This window comes from Paracidovorax citrulli, assembly GCF_900100305.1.
Classification (GTDB): Bacteria; Pseudomonadota; Gammaproteobacteria; order Burkholderiales; family Burkholderiaceae_C; genus Paracidovorax; species Paracidovorax citrulli.
On record NZ_FNEY01000001.1, the window covers coordinates 25,056 to 48,988 of the forward strand.

Annotated in this window: 18 protein-coding genes and 1 pseudogene; 10 read left to right on the forward strand and 9 right to left on the reverse strand. The window is 71.9% G+C overall.

The window, feature by feature from the left end; genetic code table 11:
* Positions 1-53: 53 nt before the first annotated feature.
* The 3 genes and pseudogenes from BLR99_RS00115 to BLR99_RS23965 form a co-directional block, all read right to left on the reverse strand.
* Positions 54-869 carry an ABC transporter permease gene (locus tag BLR99_RS00115; RefSeq protein ID WP_011797274.1) on the reverse strand — a complete coding sequence of 272 codons (816 nt, stop codon included), beginning with the start codon at positions 867-869 and terminating at the stop codon, positions 54-56.
* Positions 870-937: 68 nt separating this feature from the next.
* Positions 938-1,273, reverse strand: a complete 336-nt coding sequence (locus BLR99_RS23960; protein WP_491893103.1) for an ATP-binding cassette domain-containing protein — start codon at positions 1,271-1,273, stop codon at positions 938-940.
* A gap of 15 nt (positions 1,274-1,288) precedes the next feature.
* Positions 1,289-1,840: pseudogene (locus BLR99_RS23965) on the reverse strand (ATP-binding cassette domain-containing protein); the annotation flags it as partial.
* Between the two features lie 107 nt (positions 1,841-1,947).
* Between BLR99_RS23965 and purT the strand changes: the two are divergent.
* The 4 genes from purT (at position 1,948) to BLR99_RS00140 (ending at position 9,138) form a co-directional block, all read left to right on the forward strand.
* Entirely contained in the window at positions 1,948-3,192 is a 1,245-nt protein-coding gene (gene purT, locus BLR99_RS00125) for a formate-dependent phosphoribosylglycinamide formyltransferase (protein ID WP_011797272.1), read from the forward strand.
* Between the two features lie 264 nt (positions 3,193-3,456).
* Positions 3,457-5,361, forward strand: a complete 1,905-nt coding sequence (locus BLR99_RS00130) for a S8 family peptidase (RefSeq protein ID WP_074686497.1) — start codon at positions 3,457-3,459, stop codon at positions 5,359-5,361.
* Between the two features lie 193 nt (positions 5,362-5,554).
* On the forward strand, positions 5,555-7,273 hold the full coding sequence (locus BLR99_RS00135; RefSeq protein WP_011797270.1) for an Hsp70 family protein: 1,719 nt from the start codon (positions 5,555-5,557) through the stop codon (positions 7,271-7,273).
* A complete protein-coding gene (locus BLR99_RS00140) occupies positions 7,270-9,138 on the forward strand; it encodes a TonB family protein (protein ID WP_041827607.1) in 1,869 nt (622 codons plus the stop codon). The genes BLR99_RS00135 and BLR99_RS00140 overlap by 4 nt, the downstream gene beginning before the upstream one ends.
* Here BLR99_RS00140 and BLR99_RS00145 read toward each other — a convergent pair.
* Positions 9,116-9,943 carry a hypothetical protein gene (locus BLR99_RS00145; RefSeq protein ID WP_011797268.1) on the reverse strand — a complete coding sequence of 276 codons (828 nt, stop codon included), beginning with the start codon at positions 9,941-9,943 and terminating at the stop codon, positions 9,116-9,118. The genes BLR99_RS00140 and BLR99_RS00145 overlap by 23 nt on opposite strands.
* A gap of 327 nt (positions 9,944-10,270) precedes the next feature.
* Entirely contained in the window at positions 10,271-11,260 is a 990-nt protein-coding gene (locus BLR99_RS00150) for a LacI family DNA-binding transcriptional regulator (protein ID WP_048857676.1), read from the reverse strand.
* 294 nt (positions 11,261-11,554) lie between these two features.
* Here BLR99_RS00150 and ptsP point away from each other — a divergent pair, with 294 nt between their 5' ends.
* From ptsP to BLR99_RS00165, 3 genes are read left to right on the forward strand one after another with little or no spacing between them, the layout of a single operon-like run.
* Entirely contained in the window at positions 11,555-14,152 is a 2,598-nt protein-coding gene (gene ptsP / locus BLR99_RS00155) for a phosphoenolpyruvate--protein phosphotransferase (protein ID WP_377702736.1), read from the forward strand.
* Positions 14,145-15,140 carry a 1-phosphofructokinase family hexose kinase gene (locus BLR99_RS00160; RefSeq protein ID WP_048857675.1) on the forward strand — a complete coding sequence of 332 codons (996 nt, stop codon included), beginning with the start codon at positions 14,145-14,147 and terminating at the stop codon, positions 15,138-15,140. The genes ptsP and BLR99_RS00160 overlap by 8 nt, the downstream gene beginning before the upstream one ends.
* A 21-nt stretch (positions 15,141-15,161) precedes the next feature.
* Positions 15,162-16,973 (forward strand): fructose-specific PTS transporter subunit EIIC, encoded by a 1,812-nt coding sequence (locus tag BLR99_RS00165; RefSeq protein ID WP_048857674.1) that lies wholly within the window; start codon positions 15,162-15,164, stop codon positions 16,971-16,973.
* Between the two features lie 51 nt (positions 16,974-17,024).
* Here BLR99_RS00165 and BLR99_RS00170 read toward each other — a convergent pair whose 3' ends face one another.
* From BLR99_RS00170 to BLR99_RS00185, 4 genes are all read right to left on the reverse strand, one after another.
* The gene (locus tag BLR99_RS00170; protein WP_074686499.1) at positions 17,025-17,501 is read right to left on the reverse strand and encodes a hypothetical protein; all 477 of its coding nucleotides are present in this window, start codon (positions 17,499-17,501) and stop codon (positions 17,025-17,027) included.
* Positions 17,495-18,073 carry a peptidoglycan recognition protein family protein gene (locus BLR99_RS00175; RefSeq protein WP_074686501.1) on the reverse strand — a complete coding sequence of 193 codons (579 nt, stop codon included), beginning with the start codon at positions 18,071-18,073 and terminating at the stop codon, positions 17,495-17,497. The genes BLR99_RS00170 and BLR99_RS00175 overlap by 7 nt, the downstream gene beginning before the upstream one ends.
* Before the next feature lie 128 nt (positions 18,074-18,201).
* Complete coding sequence (locus tag BLR99_RS00180) at positions 18,202-19,380, reverse strand: GGDEF domain-containing protein (protein WP_041827605.1); 1,179 nt, start codon at positions 19,378-19,380, stop codon at positions 18,202-18,204.
* Between the two features lie 42 nt (positions 19,381-19,422).
* On the reverse strand, positions 19,423-20,904 hold the full coding sequence (locus BLR99_RS00185; protein WP_011797260.1) for an AMP nucleosidase: 1,482 nt from the start codon (positions 20,902-20,904) through the stop codon (positions 19,423-19,425).
* 65 nt (positions 20,905-20,969) lie between these two features.
* Here BLR99_RS00185 and dbpA point away from each other — a divergent pair, with 65 nt between their 5' ends.
* The 3 genes from dbpA (at position 20,970) to dtd (ending at position 23,930) form a co-directional block, all read left to right on the forward strand.
* A complete protein-coding gene (gene dbpA, locus BLR99_RS00190) occupies positions 20,970-22,403 on the forward strand; it encodes an ATP-dependent RNA helicase DbpA (protein WP_074686503.1) in 1,434 nt (477 codons plus the stop codon).
* A 139-nt stretch (positions 22,404-22,542) separates the two neighbouring features.
* Entirely contained in the window at positions 22,543-23,466 is a 924-nt protein-coding gene (locus BLR99_RS00195; RefSeq protein ID WP_074686505.1) for a cation diffusion facilitator family transporter, read from the forward strand.
* Positions 23,463-23,930: a D-aminoacyl-tRNA deacylase gene (gene dtd / locus BLR99_RS00200; protein WP_011797257.1), complete on the forward strand. Its 468-nt coding sequence runs from the start codon at positions 23,463-23,465 to the stop codon at positions 23,928-23,930. Before BLR99_RS00195 ends, dtd begins: the two co-directional genes overlap by 4 nt.
* The last annotated feature ends 3 nt before the right edge of the window (positions 23,931-23,933 follow it).

Genomic DNA, 23,933 nt, shown 5'->3' on the forward strand with positions numbered 1-23,933 from the left:
GAATCCTCCTGAAGAACGAGTGGAAAAGACAAAAGAAAGGACAGCGGAAAAACCTATTTCGCGAAGCGCCGCCGCGTGAGCGCGAGCGCGATCCAGAACGAGACCAGCGCGGTGAGGCCCACCACCAGCCCGTGGCGCAGCGGATGGGCGGGCCACTGGTCCATGAAGAGCGGCCGCACCAATTCGACCACGTTGGTGAGCGGCAGCCAGTCCGACACGCGGCGCACCAGGTCCGGCAACTGTTCGCGCGGGAAGAACACGCCCGACAGGAACATCATCGGCGTGAGCACCAGGGTGAAGTAGTAGGTGAAGAAGTCGTAGCCCTTGGCCAGGGCGTTGAAGATGAGCGCGATGCTGGAGAACATCACGCCCGCCAGCAGCAATACGGGCCACGCGATCAGCAGCTTCGGGCTGTGGCTGATGCCGAGCGCCAGCATCACCCCCATGATCGCCGTCACGGTGAAGAACGCCTTGAACGCGGCCCAGAGCATCTCGGCCAGCACCACGTCGTCCAGGCCCACGGGGGCGTTCATGATGCCGTCCCAGGTCTTCTGCACGTGCATGCGGGAGAACGCGGAGTAGAGCGCCTCGAAGCTCGCCGCGTTCATCGCGCTCATGCAGATCGAGCCGCTGGCCAGGAACAGGATGTAGGGCACCGCATGCCCGCCCACGTTCACCTGGCCCACCAGCGCCCCCATGCCGTAACCGAAGGCCACCAGCCACATCAGCGGCTCGGCGATGTTGCCCAGCAGGCTCGGCACCGCGAGCTTGCGCCACACGAGCAGGTTGCGCAGGAACACGGGCCACCAGCGCGCGGTGGGCGCGGGCGGGCGCCAGTGGCTGGGCGTGGAAGGCGTGGGAGAGTCCATGGGGTTCGGTCCTGGAGGCGGCGGAAAAAGGAAAGGGGAGCAGGCTCGGGCACGAGGGCGGCAGCCCCTCACTCGCGGATCTGGCGGCCGGTGAGCTTGAGGAACAGGTCCTCCAGGTTGGCGGGGCGGTGCAGGCGGCGCAGCTGCGGATGCGTGTCGAGCGCGGCGAGCAGCGGGCGTGCATCCTGCGTGTAGAAGAACACCGTCTCGCCGCTCACTTCCACGCGCGCCGCGAGCGGGCGCAGCGCGGCGTCTTCGGCCAGCGCCAGCGCGCCCTGGCCGTACACCTCGACCACGTCGCTCTCCAGGTGCCCGGCGATCAGTTCGCGCGGGCGGCCCTCGGCGATCTTGCGGCCGTGGTCCAGCACCAGCAGCCGCGTGCACAGGCGCTCGGCCTCGTCCATGAAGTGGGTGGTGAGCAGGATCGACTTGCCCTGCTGCTGCAGCAACTGCTGCAGGCGTTCCCACATCAGGTGGCGGGCCTGCGGGTCCAGGCCCGTGGTGGGCTCGTCGAGCAGCAGCAGCGCGGGATCGTTCACCAGCGCCCGCGCGAGCGAGAGGCGCCGCTTCATGCCGCCCGAGAGTTCGCCCGGCTTCGCACCGGCCTTGTGGGAGAGGGCGGCGAACTCCAGCAGCCGCGGCACGCGCTCGTCCATCGTCCGTCCGCGCAGGCCGAAGTAGCGGCCGAACACGTGCAGGTTCTCCGCGCAGGTGAAATCCGGGTCGAGAGTGTCGAACTGCGTCACCACGCCCAGCTGCGCCTTGATGGCGCGCGCGTCCCGCGGCATGAGCAGCGGCGCGCCGCCGCCCGGCGGGTGGAAGCGCACGCTGCCTTCGTCGGGCGCCGTGAGGCCCAGGCACATGCGCAGCGTGGTGGTCTTGCCCGCGCCGTTGGGCCCGATCACGCCCAGGCATTCGCCCGGCGCGATGGACAGCGACAGGTCGTCCACCACGGCGGTGCCGCCGTAGCGCTTGCGCAGGTGGGCGATCTCGAAAAGCGGGGAGGATGTGGCCATGGCGTCTATTATTGGCCGCCCTTTCGCCTTCCCCTTCTCCTTCACCTTCCTTCGACGATCACATGCCCATCACTCTCGGCACCCCCCTCTCGCCTTCCGCCACCAAAGTCATGCTGCTCGGCTCCGGCGAGCTGGGCAAGGAAGTGCTCATCGCCCTGCATCGCCTGGGCGTGGAAACCACGGCGGTGGACCGCTACGACAACGCGCCCGGCCAGCAGGTGGCCCACCATGCGCGCACCATCACCATGAGCGATCCGGCGCAGCTGAAAGCGCTGATCGAGGCCGAGCGCCCGCACCTGGTCGTGCCCGAGATCGAAGCCATCGCCACGCCCATGCTCGAAGAGCTGGAGGCCGCCGGCACCGTGCGCGTGATCCCCACGGCCCGCGCCGCGCGCCTCACCATGGACCGCGAAGGCATCCGCCGCCTGGCCGCGGAGACGCTGGGCCTGCCCACCAGCCCCTACCGCTTCTGCGATTCGGCCGAGGAACTGCAGGCCGCCATCGACGGCACCGACGGCCAGCCCGCCATCGGTTTTCCCTGCGTGGTGAAGCCGGTGATGAGCAGCTCCGGCAAGGGCCAGAGCAAGCTGGACGGCCCGGCCGACGTGCAAAAGGCCTGGGACTACGCCATGGCCGGCGGCCGTGTGAGCCATGGCCGTGTGATCGTCGAGGGCTTCATCGATTTCGAATACGAGATCACCCTGCTCACCGTGCGCGCCCGCGCAGCCGACGGCAGCATCCAGACATCCTTCTGCGAGCCCATCGGCCACAAGCAGGTCAGCGGCGACTACGTGGAAAGCTGGCAGCCCCAGCCCATGCCGCCGCTCGCGCTGCAGCGCGCCAGGGACATCGCCAGGGCCGTGACGGACGACCTGGGTCGCGGCCTGGACGGCCAGCCCTCGGGCCAGGGACTGTTCGGCGTGGAACTGTTCGTGAAGGGCGACGAGGTCTGGTTCAGCGAAGTCAGCCCGCGCCCGCACGACACCGGCCTGGTCACCCTGGCCACGCAGCACCAGAGCGAATTCGAGCTGCACGCCCGGGCCATCCTGGGCCTGCCCGTCGATACGTCGCTGCGCAACCCCGGCGCCAGCGCCGTGATCTACGGCGGCGTCGATGCGCAAGGCATCGCCTTCGACGGCGTCGATGAAGCCCTGGCCGTGCCGGGCACCGACCTGCGCCTCTTCGGCAAGCCCGAGAGCTTCGCCCGGCGCCGCATGGGCGTGGCCGTGGCCCGGGCGGACGACGTGGACACGGCGCGCGCCAATGCGCGGCTGGCGGCGGGCAGGGTGAGGCCGCGCGCGGCGTGAGCGGCTGGCGGCTGCCGGCCAGCCCGCGGCACCGCCCCCCACGCGTGGCTGTCAGCGAACCGACTTAAAAGTCGCAGGGTGCAACAGCGATGTGCATCCGTTGCAATGCAGGAGAAATACCGGCGGTGGCGTGATGGAATCCGTCGCCCGGCGCATGGTGCGCCCGGCCGTCCGGGCCGCGGCGTGACCGCTGGCGGCAGGCTGTGCCTGGACGATTCGATGAACGGATGTCCATGGCGCGAAGCGCCGTACGAGGTATCTCGGATGCTGCAATTTCAATACAACAGGCAGTGGTTGGCATGGGGCGCGGGGCTGGCGTGCGCCCTGGCGGCAGGTGGGGCGATGGCCGGGCCGGACGCCGCGGGCGGCGTGGTGGTCCGGCCGGAAAGCGCCGGGGTGGCGGCGATGGAGGAGGGGTCCTTCATCGATCCGCAGTTGAAGATGCTCTGGGGAGAGCATCTGCGCCGCGGCGGCAACCTGGTCGTTCCCGCGGATGCCGCGAGAGGCTTCGTCGGCCCGCGGGTGGTGGACGGCATGGTGCGCATCGAGGCCCTGTCGCTCGGCGACGATGCCGCACTGGCGGACGAATTGCGCCGGCTGGGTGCCAAGGATGTGCGCCAGCAGGGCAACCTGGTGCTGGGCCGGATGCCCGTGGCCAGCCTGGGCGCGCTGCAGTCGCTGCGCACGGCGCGCTTCGTGCGGCCGGCGCCTGAGCCTTTCGGCAGCGTGGGCGCGGTGACGTCGCAGGGGGACGCGGTGCAGGGCTCCGAGCGCGCGCGGCGCACCTTCGGCGTGGATGGATCGGGCGTGGTGGTGGGTGTGACCTCCACCGGCTACGACACGCAGGGCGGCGCGGCCACGGACGTGGCGCGCGGCGACCTGCCAGGGCGCGGCAATCCCAACGGCCGCCTTCAGCCCGTGCGCGTGCTGAAGGACCGCGATGGCAGGGACAGCGACGAGGGCCGCGCCATGGCGCAGATCATCCACGACGTCGCCCCCGGCGCTTCCCTGGCGGTCTATATCCCCGAGAGCGTCCAGGACCATGCCGACGGCCTGCGCGCCCTCGCGAAGGCAGGCGCCAACGTCATCAGCGACGACATGTTCTGGACCAACGACCCCTGGTTCCAGGAGAGCCCGATCGGCGTTGCCCAGCGGGAGCTTCTTGCCAGCGGGAACGTGCTCTCCATCAGTGCCGCGACCAACTTCGCCGACTGGTCCGCCGAAGGCCGGTTCCAGCCCCTGCCCGCACGCGGGCTGACGATGGGAGGGGCGGCGGCGGGCCGCTGGCGGATGCACGACTGGGGCGGAGGGCACACCACCTTTCCGGTCACCCTGCACCGCGGCGGCCGGTTGCGCATCGTGATGCAATGGGACGAGCCTTTCGCCTCGTTCACCCGGTCCCGCTCCGGCTCGGCCTCCGACCTGGACCTGTTCGTATTCGCCGACGACCACAGCGGGAATATCTCCTATGTCTCCGCCACGCGAAACGTCGGCGGTGATCCGTTCGAGTTCGTCTTCGCCTTCCTGAATCCGGACGCGGCCGACGCGGCCTTCACCATCCACATCGGCGTCGGCATGCCCGAAGGCATCGGCCGGCTGCCCGGCCGTTTCAAGCTGATCGCGCAGCCCAACGACATGGCGCTGGTGGACTGGCCGCGCGATGCGGCCTTCCACTCCGCGACCGCCGTGGGCCACAACGCGTCGGAGGGCGCCATCATCGCGTGCGCCGTGCGCCATTCGCAGATGAACACGCCGCGCGGGCCGCTGGCCGAGCCGTTCTCTTCCACCGGCGGCTTCGCGCGCACACGCGACGCGGACGGGGTGGTGCTGTCCCGTCCGCTCGATACGCACAAGCCGGATCTCTGCGCTCCCGACGGGGTGGACAACTCGGTCTTCGGCGTGGACACGGACGGCAATGGCTGGCCGAATTTCTTCGGCACCTCCGCCGCCTCGCCCCACCTGGCCGGCATCGCCGCCCTGATGCTGCAGGCCTCGGGCATGAAGATGCGCGCCGACGAGGTGGGGCGGGCGCTGCGCGAGACGGCGCGCGACATGGCGGACCCCGGCGACCCGCTCAGCGCGCCCGGCTATGACGTTCGCTCGGGCCAGGGCTTCGTCGATACCGAACGCGCGGTGAAGCGGGCGATGGCCCTGCGCGACCGGCCCTGAGGCGCCGCGAAGGCCGCCGTGGCAGGCCCCATGGCGGCCGATGAGGTGCCAAGCCGCCAAGGCTTCGCGTCACTTTATGGCAAGCTCGGTCTTTTGACGCCGGCAGCGGCAATGCGGCGTCGCGACCGCCGTTTCCGGAGGGCTCCGCGCACGGTTCGAGCGATGCCTGAATGCCAAGGAGATGGAGCAGAAAATGATCATCGGCATCGACCTGGGAACCACCAACAGCCTGGTGGCGGCATGGAAGGACGGGCGGTCCGTCCTGATTCCGAACGCGCTCGGCGAGACGCTGACGCCGTCCTGCGTCAGCCTGGACGAGGACGTCACGGTGCTGGTCGGGCGCGCGGCCCGCGAGCGGCTGCAGACCCACCCTGACCGGACGGCCGCGAACTTCAAGCGCTACATGGGCAGCGACAGGACCGTGGCGCTGGCCGGGCGCGCGTTCCGGCCCGAGGAGCTGTCGTCGCTGGTGCTGCGCGCGCTCAAGGCCGATGCCGAAGCGTTCCTCGGCGAACCGGTGGAGGAAGCGGTGGTCACCGTGCCCGCCTATTTCTCGGACGCGCAGCGCAAGGCCACGCGGGCCGCGGGTGCGCTGGCCGGGCTGCGGGTCGATCGGCTGCTCAACGAACCGACGGCGGCGGCGCTGGCCTACGGGCTGCACCAGCAGGACAGCGAGACCCGGTTCCTCGTCTTCGACCTGGGCGGCGGCACCTTCGATGTCTCCATCCTGGAAATGTTCGACGGCGTGATGGAAGTGCGGGCATCCGCCGGGGACAACTTCCTCGGCGGCGAGGATTTCCTGCAGGCCCTGGTGGACCTGTTCTTCGAGCGCCTGAAGCTCTCCGAATCCCTGCGCCGGGACAGCCACTTCATGCAGCGGCTCCTCGCGGCGGCCGAGCGGACGAAGCGGGCGCTCAGCGAGCACGCACAGGCCGTGCTCTCGGTGGAGCACGGGGGAAAGCCCTTGTCCCTCGAGGTGGACGAGGCCCTGCTCGAAAGCGCCTGCGCCACGCTGCTCAAGCAGTTGCGGCTGCCGGTGGAGCGGGCCCTGCGCGACGCGAACCTGCGCACCGTCATGCTGGACAACATCGTGCTGGCCGGCGGCGCCACCCGCATGCCGATGGTCCGGCGGCTCGCGACGACGATGTTCGGCCGCTTTCCCGCCATCGATTTCAACCCGGACGAGGTGGTCGCCCTGGGCGCGGCCATCCAGGCCGGCCTGAAGGCGAAGGACGCGGCCCTGAACGAAGTGGTGATGACCGACGTGTCGCCGTACTCCCTGGGCGTGGCGGTGAACAAGCGCCTGCCCGACGGAACCTCCACGCCCGGCCATTTCGATCCCGTCATCGAGCGCAACACCGTCGTGCCGGCCAGCCGCATGAAGAGCTACGTGCCCGCCCGGGAGGACCAGGAGAGCATCGACCTGGAGATCTACCAGGGTGAGTCGCGCATGGTGCACGACAACATCCACCTGGGCAATCTCCGGATCGAACTGCCGGGCAAAAGCCGGGAGGAGTCTTCCGTGGACGTGCGTTTCAGCTACGACGTGAATGGCCTGCTGCAGGTGGAAGCCACGGTGCCCAGTACGCAAAAGACCTTCAGCGTCGTCATCGAAGGCAATCCGGGCCTGCTCACCGAAGCCGAGATCGCCGAGCGCCTCGCGGCGATGGACGCCCTGAAGATCCATCCGCGCGATGCGCTGGAGAACCGCACCGTGATGGCGCATGCGGAGCGCATCTACCAGCAACTGCGGGGGGGCGCGCGGGAGTGGCTGGCGGAGCAGATCCTGCGTTTCGAGGGGGCCCTGGCCACCCAGGACGGCCGCGTCGTCGCCAAGGCGCGCAAGCTGCTGGAGGACCAGTTGGCCCACCTGGAGCGCACGGGGGCCGTCCTGGCGGACGACGAGCCGTGAGCACGGAACGCCGCAGGCCGCCGCCGTTCCTCGCCCACCTCGGCCTCGACGAGGCGGCGGACGACCGGGCGATCCGCCGCGCCTACGCACGGCTGCTCAAGCAGATCGACCAGGAGCAGGACCCCGACGGTTTCCAGTCCCTGCGCCAGGCGTACGAGCTGTCCCTGCAATGGTTCGCCCATGGCCAGCAGGAAGAGGGCGAAGAAGAGGACGAGGTGCCGGTGGCTCCGGCCGAAGCGGATGCGGCCGGGGACGCCGCCCGGGACGGCGCGGGCGCTGCACGCACGGGAGACGGCGCTCAGTACGGCGGGCCGCGGCAGGCGGAGCCGCTGCCCCGCGCCGTGCCACCGGTGCCCGCTGGCCCCCCTGCGCCCGCGCAATCGCCAGCGCAATCGCCAGCGCAATCGCCAGCGCGCACCGGGCCGGTGCCGGCCGGGCGGGAGCCGGGCGGCGGCCCTGGCGATGCGGCCGTGCTCCGGCATGCCGCCGCCCGGGCCGCGGCAAGCGCGGCCCGCGGGGTTTTCGAGGAAATGCGAGCGATGCTGCCGCAGCGGCGCCGTGGCGCCCTCGAGAAGGTCCGGGCTTGGCTGACGCAGGCGCTGGAAAGCGAGCGCCTCATCGACATGGACGCCCGTTTCCTGTTCGAAGGCGGCGTGGTGTCCCTGCTGGCGGATGGCTGGCGGCCGGGCCACGAGTATCTGTTCGGTCCGGCGATGGAGTGCTTCGGCTGGCGCAACGATCGCGGCAGGCTGGCCGCGTTCGGACACGCCGGGGCAGTGGTCGCGTCCGCCATCGATGAACTCGACTTCTACGACGCGCAGCCGAAGAAGGTGCGGACCGCCCAGCGGGACCTCATCCGCCGGCTGCGGGACGGCCGGCGTCCGCGCACGGGCTTCCTGCTGCGGCAGCTTCCCGGGGCGCTGCATCTGCGCAGGCTGTTCCCGCACTGGCTGCACGTGATCACCGCGGTGGGCAACGTGGAGCAGTGGAGCGAGTGGGCGGATGCCGTGCCGCGGTGGCGCCGCTGGCTGACCTATGCGCCGTCGAGGGCACCCGGGCCGGCTTGCGCACCGTCTTCGGTGTCCCGTTCCCCCGGCCGCATCGGCAACGGCTGGATCATCTTCGCCGTGCTGGTCGTCTGTACCCTGCTGCGGATGTGCCTGCAGAACACCTCGCTGCCGGCGTCGCCTTCGCCACCTGCGCCCGTGCACGGCAGCCTGCCTTCCGGAGCCGGGGCGTCCGGCGCTTCCACCGGCCTGCCGCCCCGGGAGCCGGTGGGTGCCGTGCCTCCGTCGCTCTCCGCCCGGCCCGTCCCGGTCAAGCCCCTGCAGCCCGTCTATCCCGCCGAGGCCCGTCGCCGGGGGCTCGAAGGGCGCGTCGTCGTCTCCGCCGCCATCGGTGTCACGGGACAGACGCGGGACGTCTCCATCGCCCAGAGCTCCGGCCACCGGGAACTGGACGAGTCGGCCCTGGCCGCGGTGCGCAATGCCACCTTCCACCCCGCCAGGGACAGCCAGGGGCACGCCGTGGACGCACGCTACCGCATCCCGTTCCGTTTCGAGCTGTCGGACAAGCCCGCTGCCGACGCCTCGGCCGGGCCGCGCGCCCATGCCCAGCGGATCCGGGACGCTTTCCAGCCGCAGATCGTCCTGCCGGAGGGGCTTTCCGGCAATCCCGCGGCCGAGCTCCGGTTGCGCCTGAGCGCTCAGGGTGCCATCGAAAGCTACCGGTTGGTGCAGCCCAGCGGCAGCAAGGCCTGGGACGACGCCGTGCTGCGCGCGGCGGCCCGCGTCAAGCGGGTGCCCGCGGATGACGAGGGGCAGTTTCCCCCGGAGATGGTGATCACGTTCCGGCCCCGGCCCTGAGGGAGGCGTTCGCTCCGTCCGCCGCAGGGGCGGTGCCGCCGAAATCCCAGGCCTCCAGCAGTTCGGGGGCCCGCCGCTCGGTCACGCCGTTCGCGTGCGCTTGCGCTGCCTTGGTCCGCGCGACGGCCTCGGCTTCGTCGATGTAGCCCTGCAGGGCCTGCTCGAAAGCATCGACCGCCAGGTCGGCGGCTTCTTCCTGGGCCGCGGAGCCCACCGCGTCGTGCAGGACCACGTAGGCCCGCAATGGCGGCCATATCCGCTCGGGGCCGCCGGTGGGTGGCCTTTCGTGCAGCAATGTGTCGCGGGACAGGCCCAGGCGGGGATCGCGCAATGCGTCCACCAGCAGGCGCCGTGCCTCGTCCTGGTCCAGGCCGCTCATGAGCCGGTGCTCCAGCATGCACGCATAGGCGGTGCGGGCGTCGCCCGCGATGCGCTGGAAACCTTCGTCGCGCGGTGATCCGTCCAGGTGGTGGTCGCCGGGGGCATGCTCCACCAGGAAGTCGGTGAAGGACCGCCGGAAGGCGGTGGACCGCAGGGCCTCGGCCACCACGGCATCGACCAGCTCCAGGTCCGTCTCCGTCAGTGGATGGTCGAGTACCGCGGCCTGGTCCTGCAGGCCGCGGGTCCACCGCCGGAACGCCTCGGCCGAAGCCGGGTCCACGGCCTGCAGATCGGCGGCCGACTTCCGCAGGCGTTCGCCATGGGCCGCCCCCTGCGGGCCGGGCGCCGCCGCGGGTTTGTGCCGCGACAGGACCCCGGTGGGCGGATGCAGGCCCGCGCCCACCCTCCCGCCTTCGGCGTGCATCAGCTCCCACAGCGTGGCCCGGTGGCGTGGCTGCTCCGGTGGCCTCGGCGGCGCCTGCCGGGGGGCCGGAGCCCCGGGTGCCGCCTCGGGCTCGCGGAGCAGCTGCCGGAGGGTGGTGCCCCGTGGCGCCGAGCCGGCAGGACTCGGGACAGGGTCCGGGGTTGCACGCGAGGCGGTGTGCCGCGCGGACGTAATCGGGAAGGTTCGCAGGATACGGAGCATGGAGCGGCCATGCCGCGTGGAGCGGACGTGGCTGTCATCGACGGTAGCCGCAGGCCCCGTGCCACCGTGCCCGCGGTGCGAAGCGGGGCCGTGGCGCGCGAAGTCCTAGGACCTTGCGCTGGAGCCCCGTGCCACCAGTTCCCCCTCCAGCACCACGCGCCGCGCGGGCCGCGCCGGGTCCTGCATGCGCTGCAGCAGCAGTTCCGCCGCGGTGCGGCCGATGTCGTAGGTGGGCTGGGCGATGGTGGTCACGTCCAGCGCGGGCAGGGCGGTCCAGTCGTTGTTGTCGAAGCCGGCGATGCCGATGTCCTGCGGCGTGCGCAGGCCGGCGGCCTGCACCGCCTGCAGGGCGCCGAGCAGCAGCAGGCCGTTGGTGGCGAGCAGCGCGTCGGGGCGTTCGGCGGGCGGCGCCGCGAGGCACTGCGCGGTGGCGCGCTGCCCCGCGTCGCGCGTGGGGTCGAGCCACAGCGGCCGCGGCGCGAGCCCGTGCGCCGCCAGGGCGTCCGCATAGCCCGCATGGCGCTGCTGGCCGGTGGTGCTGTGGATGCCGGCGAGCAGGGCGATGCGCCGCCAGCCCGATTGCAGCAGGTGTTCCGTGGCGCGGCGCGCCGCGGCGTGGTTGTCCAGCACCACGCGGTCCACGTGGGAGCTTTCGAGCGCGCGGTCCACGAGCACGAGCGGAAACGGCCAGTCCGCAGGCCGCAGGCGCTGCAGCCCCTCCATGGTGGGCGACAGGATCACGCCGCTGGCCTGCTCGTCGGCCATCAGTTCCAGGTACGACTGCTCCTTGGCGGGGTTCTCGTCGCTGTTGCAGAGAATGAGCCGCAGGCCGTTGCGGTAGGCCACATCCTCCACGGCACGGCCCACGTCGGTGAAGAAGGGGCTGCGGATGTCCGAGACGATCAGGCCGACGATCGAGGCGCGGCGCTGGCGCAGCCGGCGCGCCGCGAGGTTGGGCCGGTAGCCCATTTCGGCGATGGCCTGCTCCACGCGCTCGCGCAGCGGGGAACGCACGGCGCCGGGCGTGGTGAGCACGCGCGAGACGGTGGTGGTGGAGACGCCGGCGCGCTGGGCGACGTCCTTGATGCTGGCCAATCCGGACTCCTGGGCAAGGCGGTTGGGATAACGGGGCGGGTACCGGGCACACGGGCGCCGGTACAGGGTTCGCTGGATGGTAACGATTCCATGATTCATCTGGCAAGCGGTGCGGCAGCGGTTTTCCATCCCATGGCTGCCGGTGGCATCGATGTGCACGCAGAAATGCTTGTGCACTGTGATTTTCTAGGTGTTTTCCCTGGTTTTCAGGGCGGCAGGGGGGCGGTGCGGCTTGCCCGGGCGCGAGCCACCGTTCCATAATCGTGTCTGGAATCGATACCAAATTCAGGAGACATGCCCATGTCCACCATTCCGGTCGAGGTCCGCCTCGGGGCGGCCCCGCACAACCGCGAGGATGCCGTGCGCGCCGCCGGCGCACTGCTGGCGCAGGCCGGCCACATCCAGCCCGCCTATGTCGACAGCCTGCTGCAGCGCGAGAAGGTGGCCAACACCTTCCTGGGCGAAGGGCTGGCCATTCCGCACGGCATGGTGGAAGACAAGCACCTCGTGCGCCGCACGGGGCTGGCCGTGCTGCAGGTGCCGGCCGGCGTGCGCTGGGGCGACGACGCCAAGCAGGCGAAGCTGGTGGTGGCGATCGCCGCGGCATCCGACGAGCACATCCAGGTGCTGCGCCGGCTCACGCGCGTGATGCGCGACTCCGCCCTGATGCAGCGCCTGGCCACCACGGGCGATGCGCAGGAGATCGTGCGCGCGCTCACGGCCGATGCGCCGGAGGGCGCTGGGGGCGCCGGGGCCCAGGGCGCGGCGCTGGAGGATTTCCCGCTCGGGCGCGAACTCTCCCTCAATTACCCCAGCGGCCTGCATGCGCGGCCGGCCGGCGAATGGGCCCGCGTGGCCGGGCGCTTCCAGGCGCGGGTGCACGTGCGGTGCGGCGACTCGGTGGCCGACGCCAAGAGCGTGGCCGCTCTGCTGGGCCTGGGTGCCGGGCGTGGCGCGCAGCTGCGCGTGTCCGCGCAGGGCCCGGACGCGGCCGCCGCGCTGTCCACGCTGGCCGCCACCATCGTGCGGCTCGGCGAGGAAGAGGCGCGGCAGGCCGAACTGTCGGCCGCGCGACAGGCCCAGGCCCAGGGCCTGGGCCGCGAACTGGGCGACTGGCAGCCCGCGGCGCGGCACACCTTCACCGGCATCGCCGCCAGCCCCGGCCTGGTCGTGGGCACCCTGGTGCATGCGGAGGCGGCCGCCCTGGACGTGGAAGACCGCTTCACTTCCGTGGCCGCCGAGGCCGCGGCGCTCGACCGGGCCTTCGCCGCCGCGCAGGCGCAGCTGGAGCAACTGGCCGCCGGGGCGAAAGCCGCCGGCCGGGCCGAGCAGGCCGGCATCTTCGCGGCCCACCAGGGGCTGCTGCGCGATGCCGAACTGATGCAGGCCGTGAGCCGCACCGTGGTGCAGCGCCACGGCGCCGCCTGGGCCTGGCGCCACGCGGTGCACGAGCGCGTGGCCGCGCAGCGCGCGCTGCCGGACGCCACCCTGGCCGCCCGCGCGGCCGACCTGCAGGACGTGGGCGAGCGCGTGCTGCGCCACCTGCTGGGCCTGGGCGGCGAGGCGGCCGGGCCGGATGCGGCCGGGGCCGCCTGGCCCGACCATGCCATCCTGCTGGCCGACGACATTTCTCCCTCGATGGCCGCGCAGATCGACACCGAACGCGTGCGCGGCTTCTGCACCGCGCGCGGCGGCCCCACGGCGCACACGGCCATCCTGGCGCGCGCCCTGGGCCTGCCCGCCGTGGTGGCCGCCGGCCCGGGCGTGCTGCCCGGGCGGGACGGCGCAGGCCCGGCGCTGGGCGGCACGCCGGCCATCCTGGACGGCTACCGCGGCCGGCTGTACGTGGCGCCCAGCGAAACCGCGCTGGTGGAGGCGCGCGAGCGCATGGCGCGCCTGGCCCGCCGGCAGGAGGAGGAGGCCCGCACGCGCCGCGAGCCCGCCACCACCACCGACGGCCACACGGTGGAGATCGCCGCGAACGTGAACCGCGCCGACCAGGTCGCGAAGGCGCTGGAATCCGGCGCCGAAGGCGTGGGCCTGATGCGCACCGAATTCCTCTTCCTGGAGCGCGACACCGTGCCGGACGAGGAAGCGCAATACCAGGCGTACCGCGGCATGGTCGAGGCGCTGCAGGGCCGGCCGCTCGTGGTGCGCACGCTGGACATCGGCGGCGACAAGCGCGTGCCCCACCTGGATTTGCCCGTGGAGGAGAACCCCTTCCTCGGCGTGCGCGGCGCGCGGCTGGCGCTGCGGCGCGACGACCTGCTGGTGCCCCAGCTGCGCGCGCTCTACCGCGCCGCGCGGCACGGCCCGCTGCAGGTGATGTTCCCGATGATCAGCACCGTGGAAGAGGTGCGCGAACTGCGCGCGCGCATGGAAGCCGTGCGCGCCGAGCTGCAGGCGCCCGCGGTGCCGGTCGGCATCATGATCGAGGTGCCTTCGGCCGCGCTGACCGCCGACCGCCTGGCCGCCCACGTGGATTTCTTCTCGATCGGCACCAACGATCTCACCCAGTACGCGCTGGCGGTGGACCGCCAGCATCCCGAACTCGCCGGCATGGCCGACAGCCTGCATCCCGCGGTGCTGCGCCTCGTGGAGCGCACGGTGGCCGGCGCGGCGCGGCACGGCCGCTGGGTGGGCGTGTGCGGCGGCCTGGCGGGCGAGCCGCTGGGCGCTGCGCTGCTCGTGGGCCTGGGCGTGCAGGAACTGAGCATGAGCGCCGGCGACATCGGCACCGTCAAGGCGCTGCTGCGGCGCCATTCCCTGGCCGAGCTGCAGGCGCTGGCGCGCAGCGCGCTCGACGTGGACACGGCCGACGAAGTGCGCGCCCTGGGCGCCGCGCTGCGCCCGGCCCCGCAGGCACCCGGGCAGGAGGCGGACCATGGCTGAGAACCATCTGCCCCGCGTTTTCACGGTCACCCTCAACCCGGCCATCGACCACACGGTGCGGGTCCAGTCCCTCGTGCCCGGCAGCGTGCACCGCGCGCTCGGCCAGCAGGTGGAAGCCGGCGGCAAGGGCGTGGGCGTCGCGGCCGTGCTCGCGGCGCTGGGCGTGCCGGTGACGGCCACCGGCTGGCTGGGCGCGGACAACGACGCGGTGTTCGCGGCCGCCTTCGCCGCGCGCGGCATCGCGGACGGCATGCTGCGCCTGCCGGGCGCCACGCGCACCAACATCAAGATCGCCGACGCCGCGCGCGGCGACTCCACCGACATCAACCTGCCGGGCCTGGCCCTGGAGCCCGCGGCCCTCGCGCGCGCCGAGGCCGGCCTGACCGCCGCGCTGTGCGCCCAGGCGCGGCCCGGCGACTGGTGCGAACTGGCCGGCAGCCTGCCGCCCGGCGCGGATGTCGCCGTGTGGGAGCGCATCGCCCGCGCCGTGGCGGCGCGCGGGGCGCGCATCGCCATCGACACGGGTGGCGCGGTGCTGCGGCAGCTGCTGCAGGCGCTGGCCGATCCGGCGCGCGGCGCCGTGGTGCCCGTGGATTTCATCAAGCCCAACCGGGCGGAGCTGGAAGAACTGGCCGGGCGCGAACTGCCCACGCCCGCCGATGTGGCGCAGGCCGCGCGCATGCTGTGCCGCGCGCACGGGGTGCGGCAGCTGGCCGTGTCCCTGGGCGGCGATGGCGCGGTGATCGCCACGGCCGAAGGCTGCTGGCAGGCCGCGGCCGCCCGCGTGCCCGTCGCCACGACGGTGGGCGCGGGCGACGCACTGGTGGCGGGCACGCTCGCCGCCCTGTCGCAGGGCCGGGCCATGCCCGCCGCCGCGATCTTCGGCATGGCCTGCGCGGCCGCGCGCATCCAGCGCATCGCGCCGGGACTGCCCCCGCGCGCCGAGGTGGATGCCCTGGCCGCATCCATCCAGGCCACGCCGCTCTAAAGCAATCAGGAGACACACCCCATGGCCCAACTCATCGCCATCGCCGCGAGCCAGGCCGGCCCGGCGCACAGCTTCATGGTGGCCGAGGCGCTGCGCGCCGCGGCCGAATCGCTCGGCCACCGCATCGCCGTGAGCGTACACAGCAGCCTGGGCACCCAGGGCGGCTTCAGCGACGGCGAACTGGCGGGCGCCGCGGCGGCCATCATCGCCGCCGACATGCCCGTGGACCGCCAGGACCTGCTGGGCACGGCCGCGGCTCCCGTGCACGAAGCCGCCCCGCAAGAGGTGCTGGCCGATGCGGAGCGCGTGGTGCGCGCCGCGCTGGCCCGCGCGGGCGGTGCGCCTGCACGGGCCGCTGCTTCGCTGCCACCCGCCGCGCCCGCTGCGGCTTCGCCCGCAACCGCCGCGCCCCAGGACGGCCCCCTGCGCATCGTCGCCATCACGTCCTGCCCCACGGGCGTGGCCCACACCTTCATGGCCGCCGAGGCGCTGGAGCAGGGCGCGCGTGCGCTGGGCCACACCATCAAGGTGGAGACACAGGGCTCGGTGGGCGCGCAGAACGCGCTCACTGCCGGCGAGATCGCCGAGGCCGACCTCGTGGTGATCGCGGCCGACACGCAGGTGAACCGCGACCGCTTCGCCGGCAAGCGCCTCTACGCCACCTCCACCAAGGCCGCCATCCACGATGCGGCGGCGGTCTTCGCCCAGGCACGGGCGCAGGCCCAGGCGTGGGGCGCTTGCGCATCGCCTGCCCCCGCGGCCGGCGGCGTGGCCACGGCCTCCCCGGCAGCGGCCGGCAAGCGTGAATCCTCCGGCGCCTACAAGCACCTGATGACGGGCGTGTCCTTCATGCTGCCCTTCGTGGTGGCCGGCGGCCTGCTGATCGCGCTGGCCTTCGCGCTGGGCGGCATCTACGTCTATGACGACGCCCACAAGGGCACGCTCGGCTGGGTGCTGTTCCAGGTCGGGGCCAAGGCGGGCTTCGCGCTCATGCTGCCCGCGCTGGCGGGCTACATCGCCTACTCCATCGCCGACCGGCCCGGCATCGCGCCCGGCATGGTCGGCGGCATGCTGGCCGGCACGGTGGGGGCGGGCTTCCTGGGCGCCATCGCGGCAGGCTTCATCGCCGGCTATGCGGTGCACTGGCTGAACCGCTTCATCCGCCTGCCGCGCGGGCTGGACGGGCTCAAGCCCGTGCTGATCCTGCCGCTGCTGGGCGCGGCCATCGTCGGCGTGCTGATGATGATGGTGATCGGCGCGCCCATGGCCGCCGTGATGGGCGCGCTGACGGACTGGCTCAAGGGCCTGCAGACCGGCAGCGCCGTGCTGCTGGGCGTGATCCTGGGCGCCATGATGGCCTTCGACATGGGCGGGCCGGTGAACAAGGCGGCCTACGTCTTCTCCACCACCCTGATCGCCAGCGGCGTGGCCAACCCCATGGCCGCCGCCATGGCCGCCGGTATGACGCCGCCGCTGGGCATCGCCCTGGCCTGCTGGCTGTTCAAGAACCGCTTCACCGCCGAAGAGCGCGAAGCCTCCAAGGCCTCCGCCGTGCTGGGCCTGGCCTTCATCACCGAAGGCGCCATTCCCTTCGTGGCGCGCGATCCGCTGCGCGTGATTCCTGCCTGCGTGCTGGGCTCCGCGGTGGCCGGGGGCCTCTCGATGGCCTGGAACATCGGCCTGCAGGCCCCGCACGGCGGCGTGTTCGTGCTGGCCATTCCCAACGCCGTGAACCATGTGGTCCTGTATGCGGCCGCGATCCTGGCCGGCACCGTGGTGACGGCCCTGGCGCTGGGCCTGTTCAAGAAAAAACTGCAGCCTTCCGCCCGCTGAGGCGCCCGCCGGGGCTGCCGCCACGGCGGCAGCTGCACCGGCCGGACCCTGCTACTTGCGCCTCCGCGCGCCGACTTCGCCCAGGCGGTAGCTCCCGCCCGGCTCCACGCGCACGTTGAAGGTGCGCAGCCGGTCGTCCTCGTCGTGCTCGTAGCGGGCCTTCACCGTGATCTCGATCGCCGCGCCGCGTGCGCGGCACTGCACGGATTCGAAGCGGTATTGGCTGTGGTCGTCGTTCAGCTCGGAAAAGGCAATGGTCTTCGTGACGCGCGACGGATCGCCCTGCAGCGGGTCGGTCACCCACTGCACATAGAGCTCGCTGCCTGCGCCCTCGTTCACGTTTGCCTCCACCACGCGGTAGGTGCCCTGCCGGGACGCTTCCGTCCACTGGCCGCAGGGCAGCACCTGGCGCACGGAGGCCGGCAGGGCCTCCACCTGCGCGCGCATCCAGGATTCGGCGGCCTGGGTGGCGGCCGGCACTGCCGCGCAGCAGGCGAGTGCGAGAAGGGTTGCGTGTCGTTTCACCATTGCGCCGTACTCGCTTCGGTTGCGTTCTTCCAGGAAACCTGGGGATGCCGGTAGATCTCGCGCGTGGAGATGCCCAGCGTGGACGTGAGCTGCGCGGTCAGCCACGTCAGCGAGACCTGCTGCGCGCCCGTCACGGCTTCGAAGGTCTGGCCCTGCACCCCAGAGACGATCTCGATGCCGAGGGAGTCGCTGTTGTCCGGGTACCGCCTGGGGAAGGGCTTGTGCTTTTCCACCGTGCCGATCTGGCGGCCCACCGTCTTTCCCTTGAGCGCAGCGACCTCGGCCGGCGTGCACTTGTGCTCCTCCATGCAGCGCGACTTGATGAAACCCACGTGGTGGGTCTTCTGGTAGACGGAGGCCGTCTGGTAGATCGTGCCGTCCTTGTCGATGAGGAAGTGCGCGCCGTTGGGGTTGGCCGTCTTGTAGCTGTTGAATGAAGACTGCGCCGTGGAGGCCCCCGTCTGGTGGACGATGATGCCGTTGATCACCTTCATCTCGCCGCGCTGGATGGCCCCGTGGATCGCCAGCCGCACACGCGGATGCTGCACTTTTCCGGTTTTGTCGATGTCCATGCCCTGCCTGTTCCTCCTTTTGTGTGAACGGGCCATGCTATCGGCGTGACTCGATGTGTAAACATCTGTTTCCTGAAGTTGCATAACCTTGCCGGTGGATACATCGAGGCGCCGTGATCGCCGGGTGTTCAGCCTGTGGTGCCCTGCTGCACCTGCAGCCGCCCCCGCCCCGCGCGCTTGGCCTCGTAGAGAGTCGCATCGGCGCGCGCCATGAGGTCCGCGAGCAGCGGGGCGACGGCCATGGCGCCGGGGTCCGGCAGGCCGGCCTCCAGGGTGGCGGCCCCCGCGCTGTAGCTGACCGGGAATCCCACGGCCTGCGGGCTGTCGGCGGCCAGCCGCGCGCGCAGCCGGCGGTCGAAGCTCTCGGCGGCGCGGTCGCCCGGCGCATGCGCGAGCAGAACGGCGAACTCCTCGCCGCCGATGCGGCCCGCCACGTCGCCCGTGCGTGTCGCGTCCTGCAGCAGCCGCGCGAAGAACGCGAGCACGTGGTCGCCCGTGCCGTGCCCATGGGTGTCGTTCACGCGCTTGAAGTGGTCCACGTCCAGCATCACGGCGGTGACGCGCAGGCCGTGCCGCAGCGCATGCGCCAGCAGCGCGCGGCCCCGCACGTCGAAGCCGCGCCGGTTGAGCACGCCGGTGAGCGCATCCGTCTTGGCCAGTGCGCGCAGCTTGTCCTCGGCCTCGGTGCGCCATGCCACGAGCACTGCCATGGTGCCCAGCACCAGTGTCACGTTGGCGGCGAGCGCGGCGGCGATGTTCACGGGATGCGGCGCGCGGAAGCTCGGATACGCTTCGGTGAAGGCGCCGAGCACGCCGCGCGCGGCCGTGAAGCCGGCCATGGCGACGAGGCAGGCGCACAGCAGCACGCGCCAGTGCCGGGGCGACGGCCGCCAGGGCGCGAGCGTGGCCCGCGCGACGGTGGCCAGCAGCACGGCCAGCAGCAGGTTGGCCCAGCCCACGCGGAAGGGGTAGCTGCCGAAACCCAGGGTGTAGCCGATCGGTATCGCGGCGACCAGCCAGGGCAGCCAGCGGCGCCCGGGCCGTGGCCCCAGCCATTCCTGCAGGGCCGCGAACAAGGCCCATTGCGCCGCCGCCGCGCAACCGACGGAGAGCGTGGACAGGGCCTGGTCCCACAGCCGGGAGGAGGCGATGATGGCGCCCCAGGACAGGGCCTGCAGCGCCACGCTGGCCTGCGCGAAGCGCGCGGCACGGCTCACCTCCCGCCCCATGATGAGCGGCAGGGCGATCGAGAGCATGAACAGGTTGGTGGCCGTGACGGCCAGCAGCGTGACGAAATCCAGTGCCATCGGCGGCATCGGCGTGGTGGCGTGGCCGCCGCGGCGTCCCGCCTACTGGAAGGCGACTTCCGCGAAGCTGCGCAGCTTGCGGCTGTGCAGGCGGCTCACGCCGCCGGCGCGCAGGATATCGATGGCGCGCATGCCGATGCGCAGGTGCTGGTCCACGCGCTCGCGGTAGAAGTGGTTGGCCATGCCCGGCAGCTTGATCTCGCCGTGCAGCGGCTTGTCGGACACGCACAGCAGCGTGCCGTAGGGCACGCGGAAGCGGAAGCCGTTGGCGGCGATCGTCGCGCTTTCCATGTCCAGCGCCACGGCGCGGCTCTGGCTGAAGCGCCGCTGGGGCATGTTGTCGGGCAGCAGTTCCCAGTTGCGGTTGTCGGTGCTGGCCACGGTGCCGGTGCGCATGATGCGCTTGAGCTGGTCCTCGGGCACGCGGGTCACGTCCGCCACCGCCTGCTGCAGCGCGAGCTGGATCTCGGCCAGCGCCGGGATCGGCACCCACAGGGGCAGCTCTTCGTCGAGCACGTGGTCCTCGCGCACGTAGGCATGGGCCAGCACGTAGTCGCCCAGCTGCTGGCTGTTGCGCAGGCCCGCGCAGTGGCCCAGCATCATCCAGGCGTGCGGGCGCAGCACGGCGATGTGGTCGGTGATGGTCTTGGCGTTCGACGGGCCCACGCCGATGTTGACCATGCTGGTGCCGCTGCGGTCGGCGCGCACGAGGTGGTAGGCGGGCATCTGCGGCAGGCGCGGCGGCGGCACGCCGAGCTCGTCGCCGGCCTCGGCGGGCAGGCCGGTACGGCGCGTGACCACGTTGCCGGGCTCGATGAAGGCCACGTATTCGCTGTCGGGGTTCGCCATCTCGGCGTGGCCCAGGCGCACGAATTCGTCGATGTAGAACTGGTAATTGGTGAACAGCACGAAGTTCTGGAACCACTCGGGCGCAGTGCCCGTGTAGTGGCGCAGGCGGTGCAGCGAGTAGTCCACGCGCGGCGCGGTGAACAGCGACAGCGGATGCGCCTCGCCCGTGCGCGGCTCCCAGGTGCCGTTGGCGATGCCGTCGTCCATGGCGGCGAGGTCGGGCAGGTCGAACACGTCGCGCATCAGCATGCGGCGCTCGGCCGTGAGCGTGCCCTCGATGTGGTCATGCTCGGCGAAGGAGAAGTGGATGGGGATGGGCTGGCTGCTGATGCCCACCTCCAGCTCGACGTTGTGGCTGGCGCGCAGCAGCCGGAACTGCTCGGCGTAGTAGCGCGCGAACAGGTCGGGGCGGGTGAGGGTGGTCTCGTAGCGGCCCGGCCCTTCCACGAAGCCGTAGGCCAGCTGCGTGGCCGCGCGCGCCACCGTGGTGGTCTGCACCCGCACGAAAGGGTAGAAGGCCCGCACGTGGCCGTTCGGCGTCTCGCCGGCCACGAAGCGCTGCATGGCGTTGCGCAGGTGGCCGATCTGTTCCTGGTAGATGCGCTGGACCTGGGCGAGCGCTTCTGCGGGATCGGAGTGGAAGGTGGGCTCTGTGAATTCTGGGATCTGGGCCATGGGCGTATTGTCCACGCCCGCCGCATGGCGCGTCCGGGAAAGGGCCGGGCCGGGATAATCGGGCGATGCAACCCTCCCCCCCTTCCCCGGCTCCCCTGGCCGCCGCGGCGTCCGCGGGCTTCGACGCCCTCGGGCTCTCCCCCGAAGTGCTGGCCAACCTGCGCCAGCTCGGCTATGAGCGCATGACGCCCATCCAGGCGGCCAGCCTGCCGCCCGCCCTGCTGGGCCGCGACCTGATCGCGCAGGCCAGCACCGGCAGCGGCAAGACGGCCGCCTTCGGGCTGGCCCTGCTGGAGCGCCTCAATCCGCGCCGCTTCGCCGTGCAGGCGCTGGTGCTCTGCCCCACGCGCGAACTGGCCGACCAGGTGGCGGCCGAGATCCGCCGGCTGGCCCGCGCGCAGGAGAACATCAAGGTCGTCACCCTGTGCGGCGGCGTGCCGCTGCGCGGGCAGGCCGCGAGCCTGGAGCATGGCGCGCACGTCGTCGTCGGCACGCCCGGCCGCGTGATGGACCACCTGGAGCGCGGCACGCTCGACCTGGACGCGCTGGCCACCTTCGTGCTGGACGAGGCCGACCGCATGCTCGACATGGGCTTCTCCGAAGACATCGCCCAGGTGGCGCGCCGCTGCCCGGACACCCGCCAGACGCTGTTGTTCTCCGCCACCTATCCCGAAGGCATCGAGCGGATCGCGCGCCAGTTCATGAAGGATCCACAGCGCATCGTGGTGCAGGCCCAGCATGCCGAGGGCAAGATCGGGCAGCGCTGGTACGAAGTGCAGGAGCGCGAGCGCCTGCATGCCGTCTCGCAGCTGCTGAACCACTTCCGGCCGGAATCCGCCATCGCGTTCTGCAATACGAAGCAGCAGTGCCGCGATCTGGTGGAGGTGCTGCGCGCGCAGGGATTCAGCGCCCTGGCCCTGCACGGCGACCTGGAGCAGCGCGACCGCGACCAGGTGCTGGTGCAGTTCGCCAACCGCAGCTGCAGCGTGCTGGTGGCCACCGACGTGGCCGCGCGCGGCATCGACATCGCCGGTCTGCAGGCCGTCATCAACGTGGACGTGGCGCCCGACCCGGAGGTGCACATCCACCGCATCGGGCGCACCGGCCGCGCCGACGCGGAAGGCCTGGCGCTCAGCCTCGCGAGCCTGCCGGAGATGGGGCAGGTGGGCCGCATCGAGGTGCTGCAGGGCCGCCCGTCGGAATGGCATCCGCTCTCCGGCCTCACGCCCGCGCCGGGCGGGCCGCTGCAGCCGCCCATGGCCACGATCCAGATCATCGGCGGGCGCAAGGAGAAGATCCGTGCGGGCGATGTGCTGGGCGCGCTCACCGGCGAGATGGGTTTCACGCGCGAGCAGGTGGGCAAGATCAACGTGAACGACTTCTCCACCTACGTGGCGGTCGAGCGCAGCGTGGCCCGGCAGGCCGCGCAGCGCCTCTCCTCCGGCCGCGTGAAGGGCCGCAGCGTCAAGGCGCGGCTGGTCGAGGACGGCGCGGGCTGAAAGGTTCACGGCACGGTCCCATGGCGCTTGGCTGGGACGGTGCATGCTCGGGCAGAATCGCTCTACATTCCCGTCCGCTCATGATCGCTGCCCTGTCGCCGAACCGTTCCCCATGCTCGTGCCTCCCTGGAGGCCGCGCATGAAGCCGCTGCCGCCGCGCACGCTGCTCTGGATCTCGGTCGGCGTGGCGTTCGCCACCATCGGCCTCAAGGGCGCGGCCTGGTACCTGACCGGCTCCGTCGGGCTGCTGTCGGACGCGCTCGAATCGTTCGTCAACCTGGCGGGTGCCGTGTTCGCGCTGATGATGGTCACGGTGGCGGAGCGCCCGGCCGATGGCGACCATCCCTTCGGCCACCACAAGGCCGAATACTTTTCTTCCGGCTTCGAGGGCATCCTCGTGCTGGGCGCTGCGCTGGCCATCCTCTGGGCCTCCGTGCACCGGCTGCTGGTGCCGGCGCCCATCGAGCAGCTGGGCTGGGGCCTGGCGCTGTCGGTGGCCAGCTCGGCCCTCAACGGCCTGCTCGCCTGGATGATGCTGCGCTCCGCACGCGCCCACCGCTCGGTGGCGCTGGAGGGCGATGCCCGGCACCTGATCACGGACGTGTGGACGTCGGCCGGCGTGGTGGCGGGCATCCTGGGCGTGATGGCCACGGGCTGGCTCTGGCTCGATCCGGTGGTGGCGATCGCCGTGGCGCTCAACATCGGCCGCGAGGGCGGGCGCCTCGTCTGGCGCGCATCGCAGGGCCTGATGGACGAGGCCGTGGAACCCGAGGAGCGCGCGGCGATCGATGCGGCGCTGGCCGCCTTCACCCGGCGCCAGCCCGGCGTGCGGTTCGACCACGTGGCCACGCGCCGCGCCGGGCGCCGCCGCCATGTTTCACTGCACCTGCACGTGCCCGGCGACTGGAGCCTGTCCGAGGCCGCGCGGCTGCGCGGCGCGGTGGAGCAGGCGCTGGTGGATGCCGTGCCCGGCCTGCGCGCCACCATCGAACTGCTGCCCACGGGCATGGAAGCCGTGGCCACCCCCATGGAAGACGACGAAACGAGGAGCCTGCACCCATGATGGGCCTGCTGCAGCGCGTGCGCGAGGCGCGCGTGGAGATCGACGGAGAGACCGTGGGCCGCATCGGCCCCGGCCTGCTCGTGCTGGTGTGCGCCGAACGCGGCGACACGCAAGCGGAGGCCGACCGCCTCCTGGACAAGCTGCTCAGGCTGCGCATCTTCGCCGACGAGGCCGGCAAGATGAACCGCAGCGTGCAGGACACGGGCGGGGGCCTGTTGCTCGTGAGCCAGTTCACTCTGGCGGCCGACACGCGCGGCGGCAACCGCCCGAGCTTCACGCAGGCGGCCGCGCCGGACGACGGCCGCCGGCTCTACGACCACTTCGTGGCGCGCGCCCGCGCCCTGCACCCGGTGGTGGAGACGGGGCGCTTCGCGGCCGAGATGCAGGTGCACCTCGTCAACGACGGGCCGGTGACGATCCCGCTGCGGATCGCCCCGCCGGGCACGGTCCAGAACGGCCCATAGAGC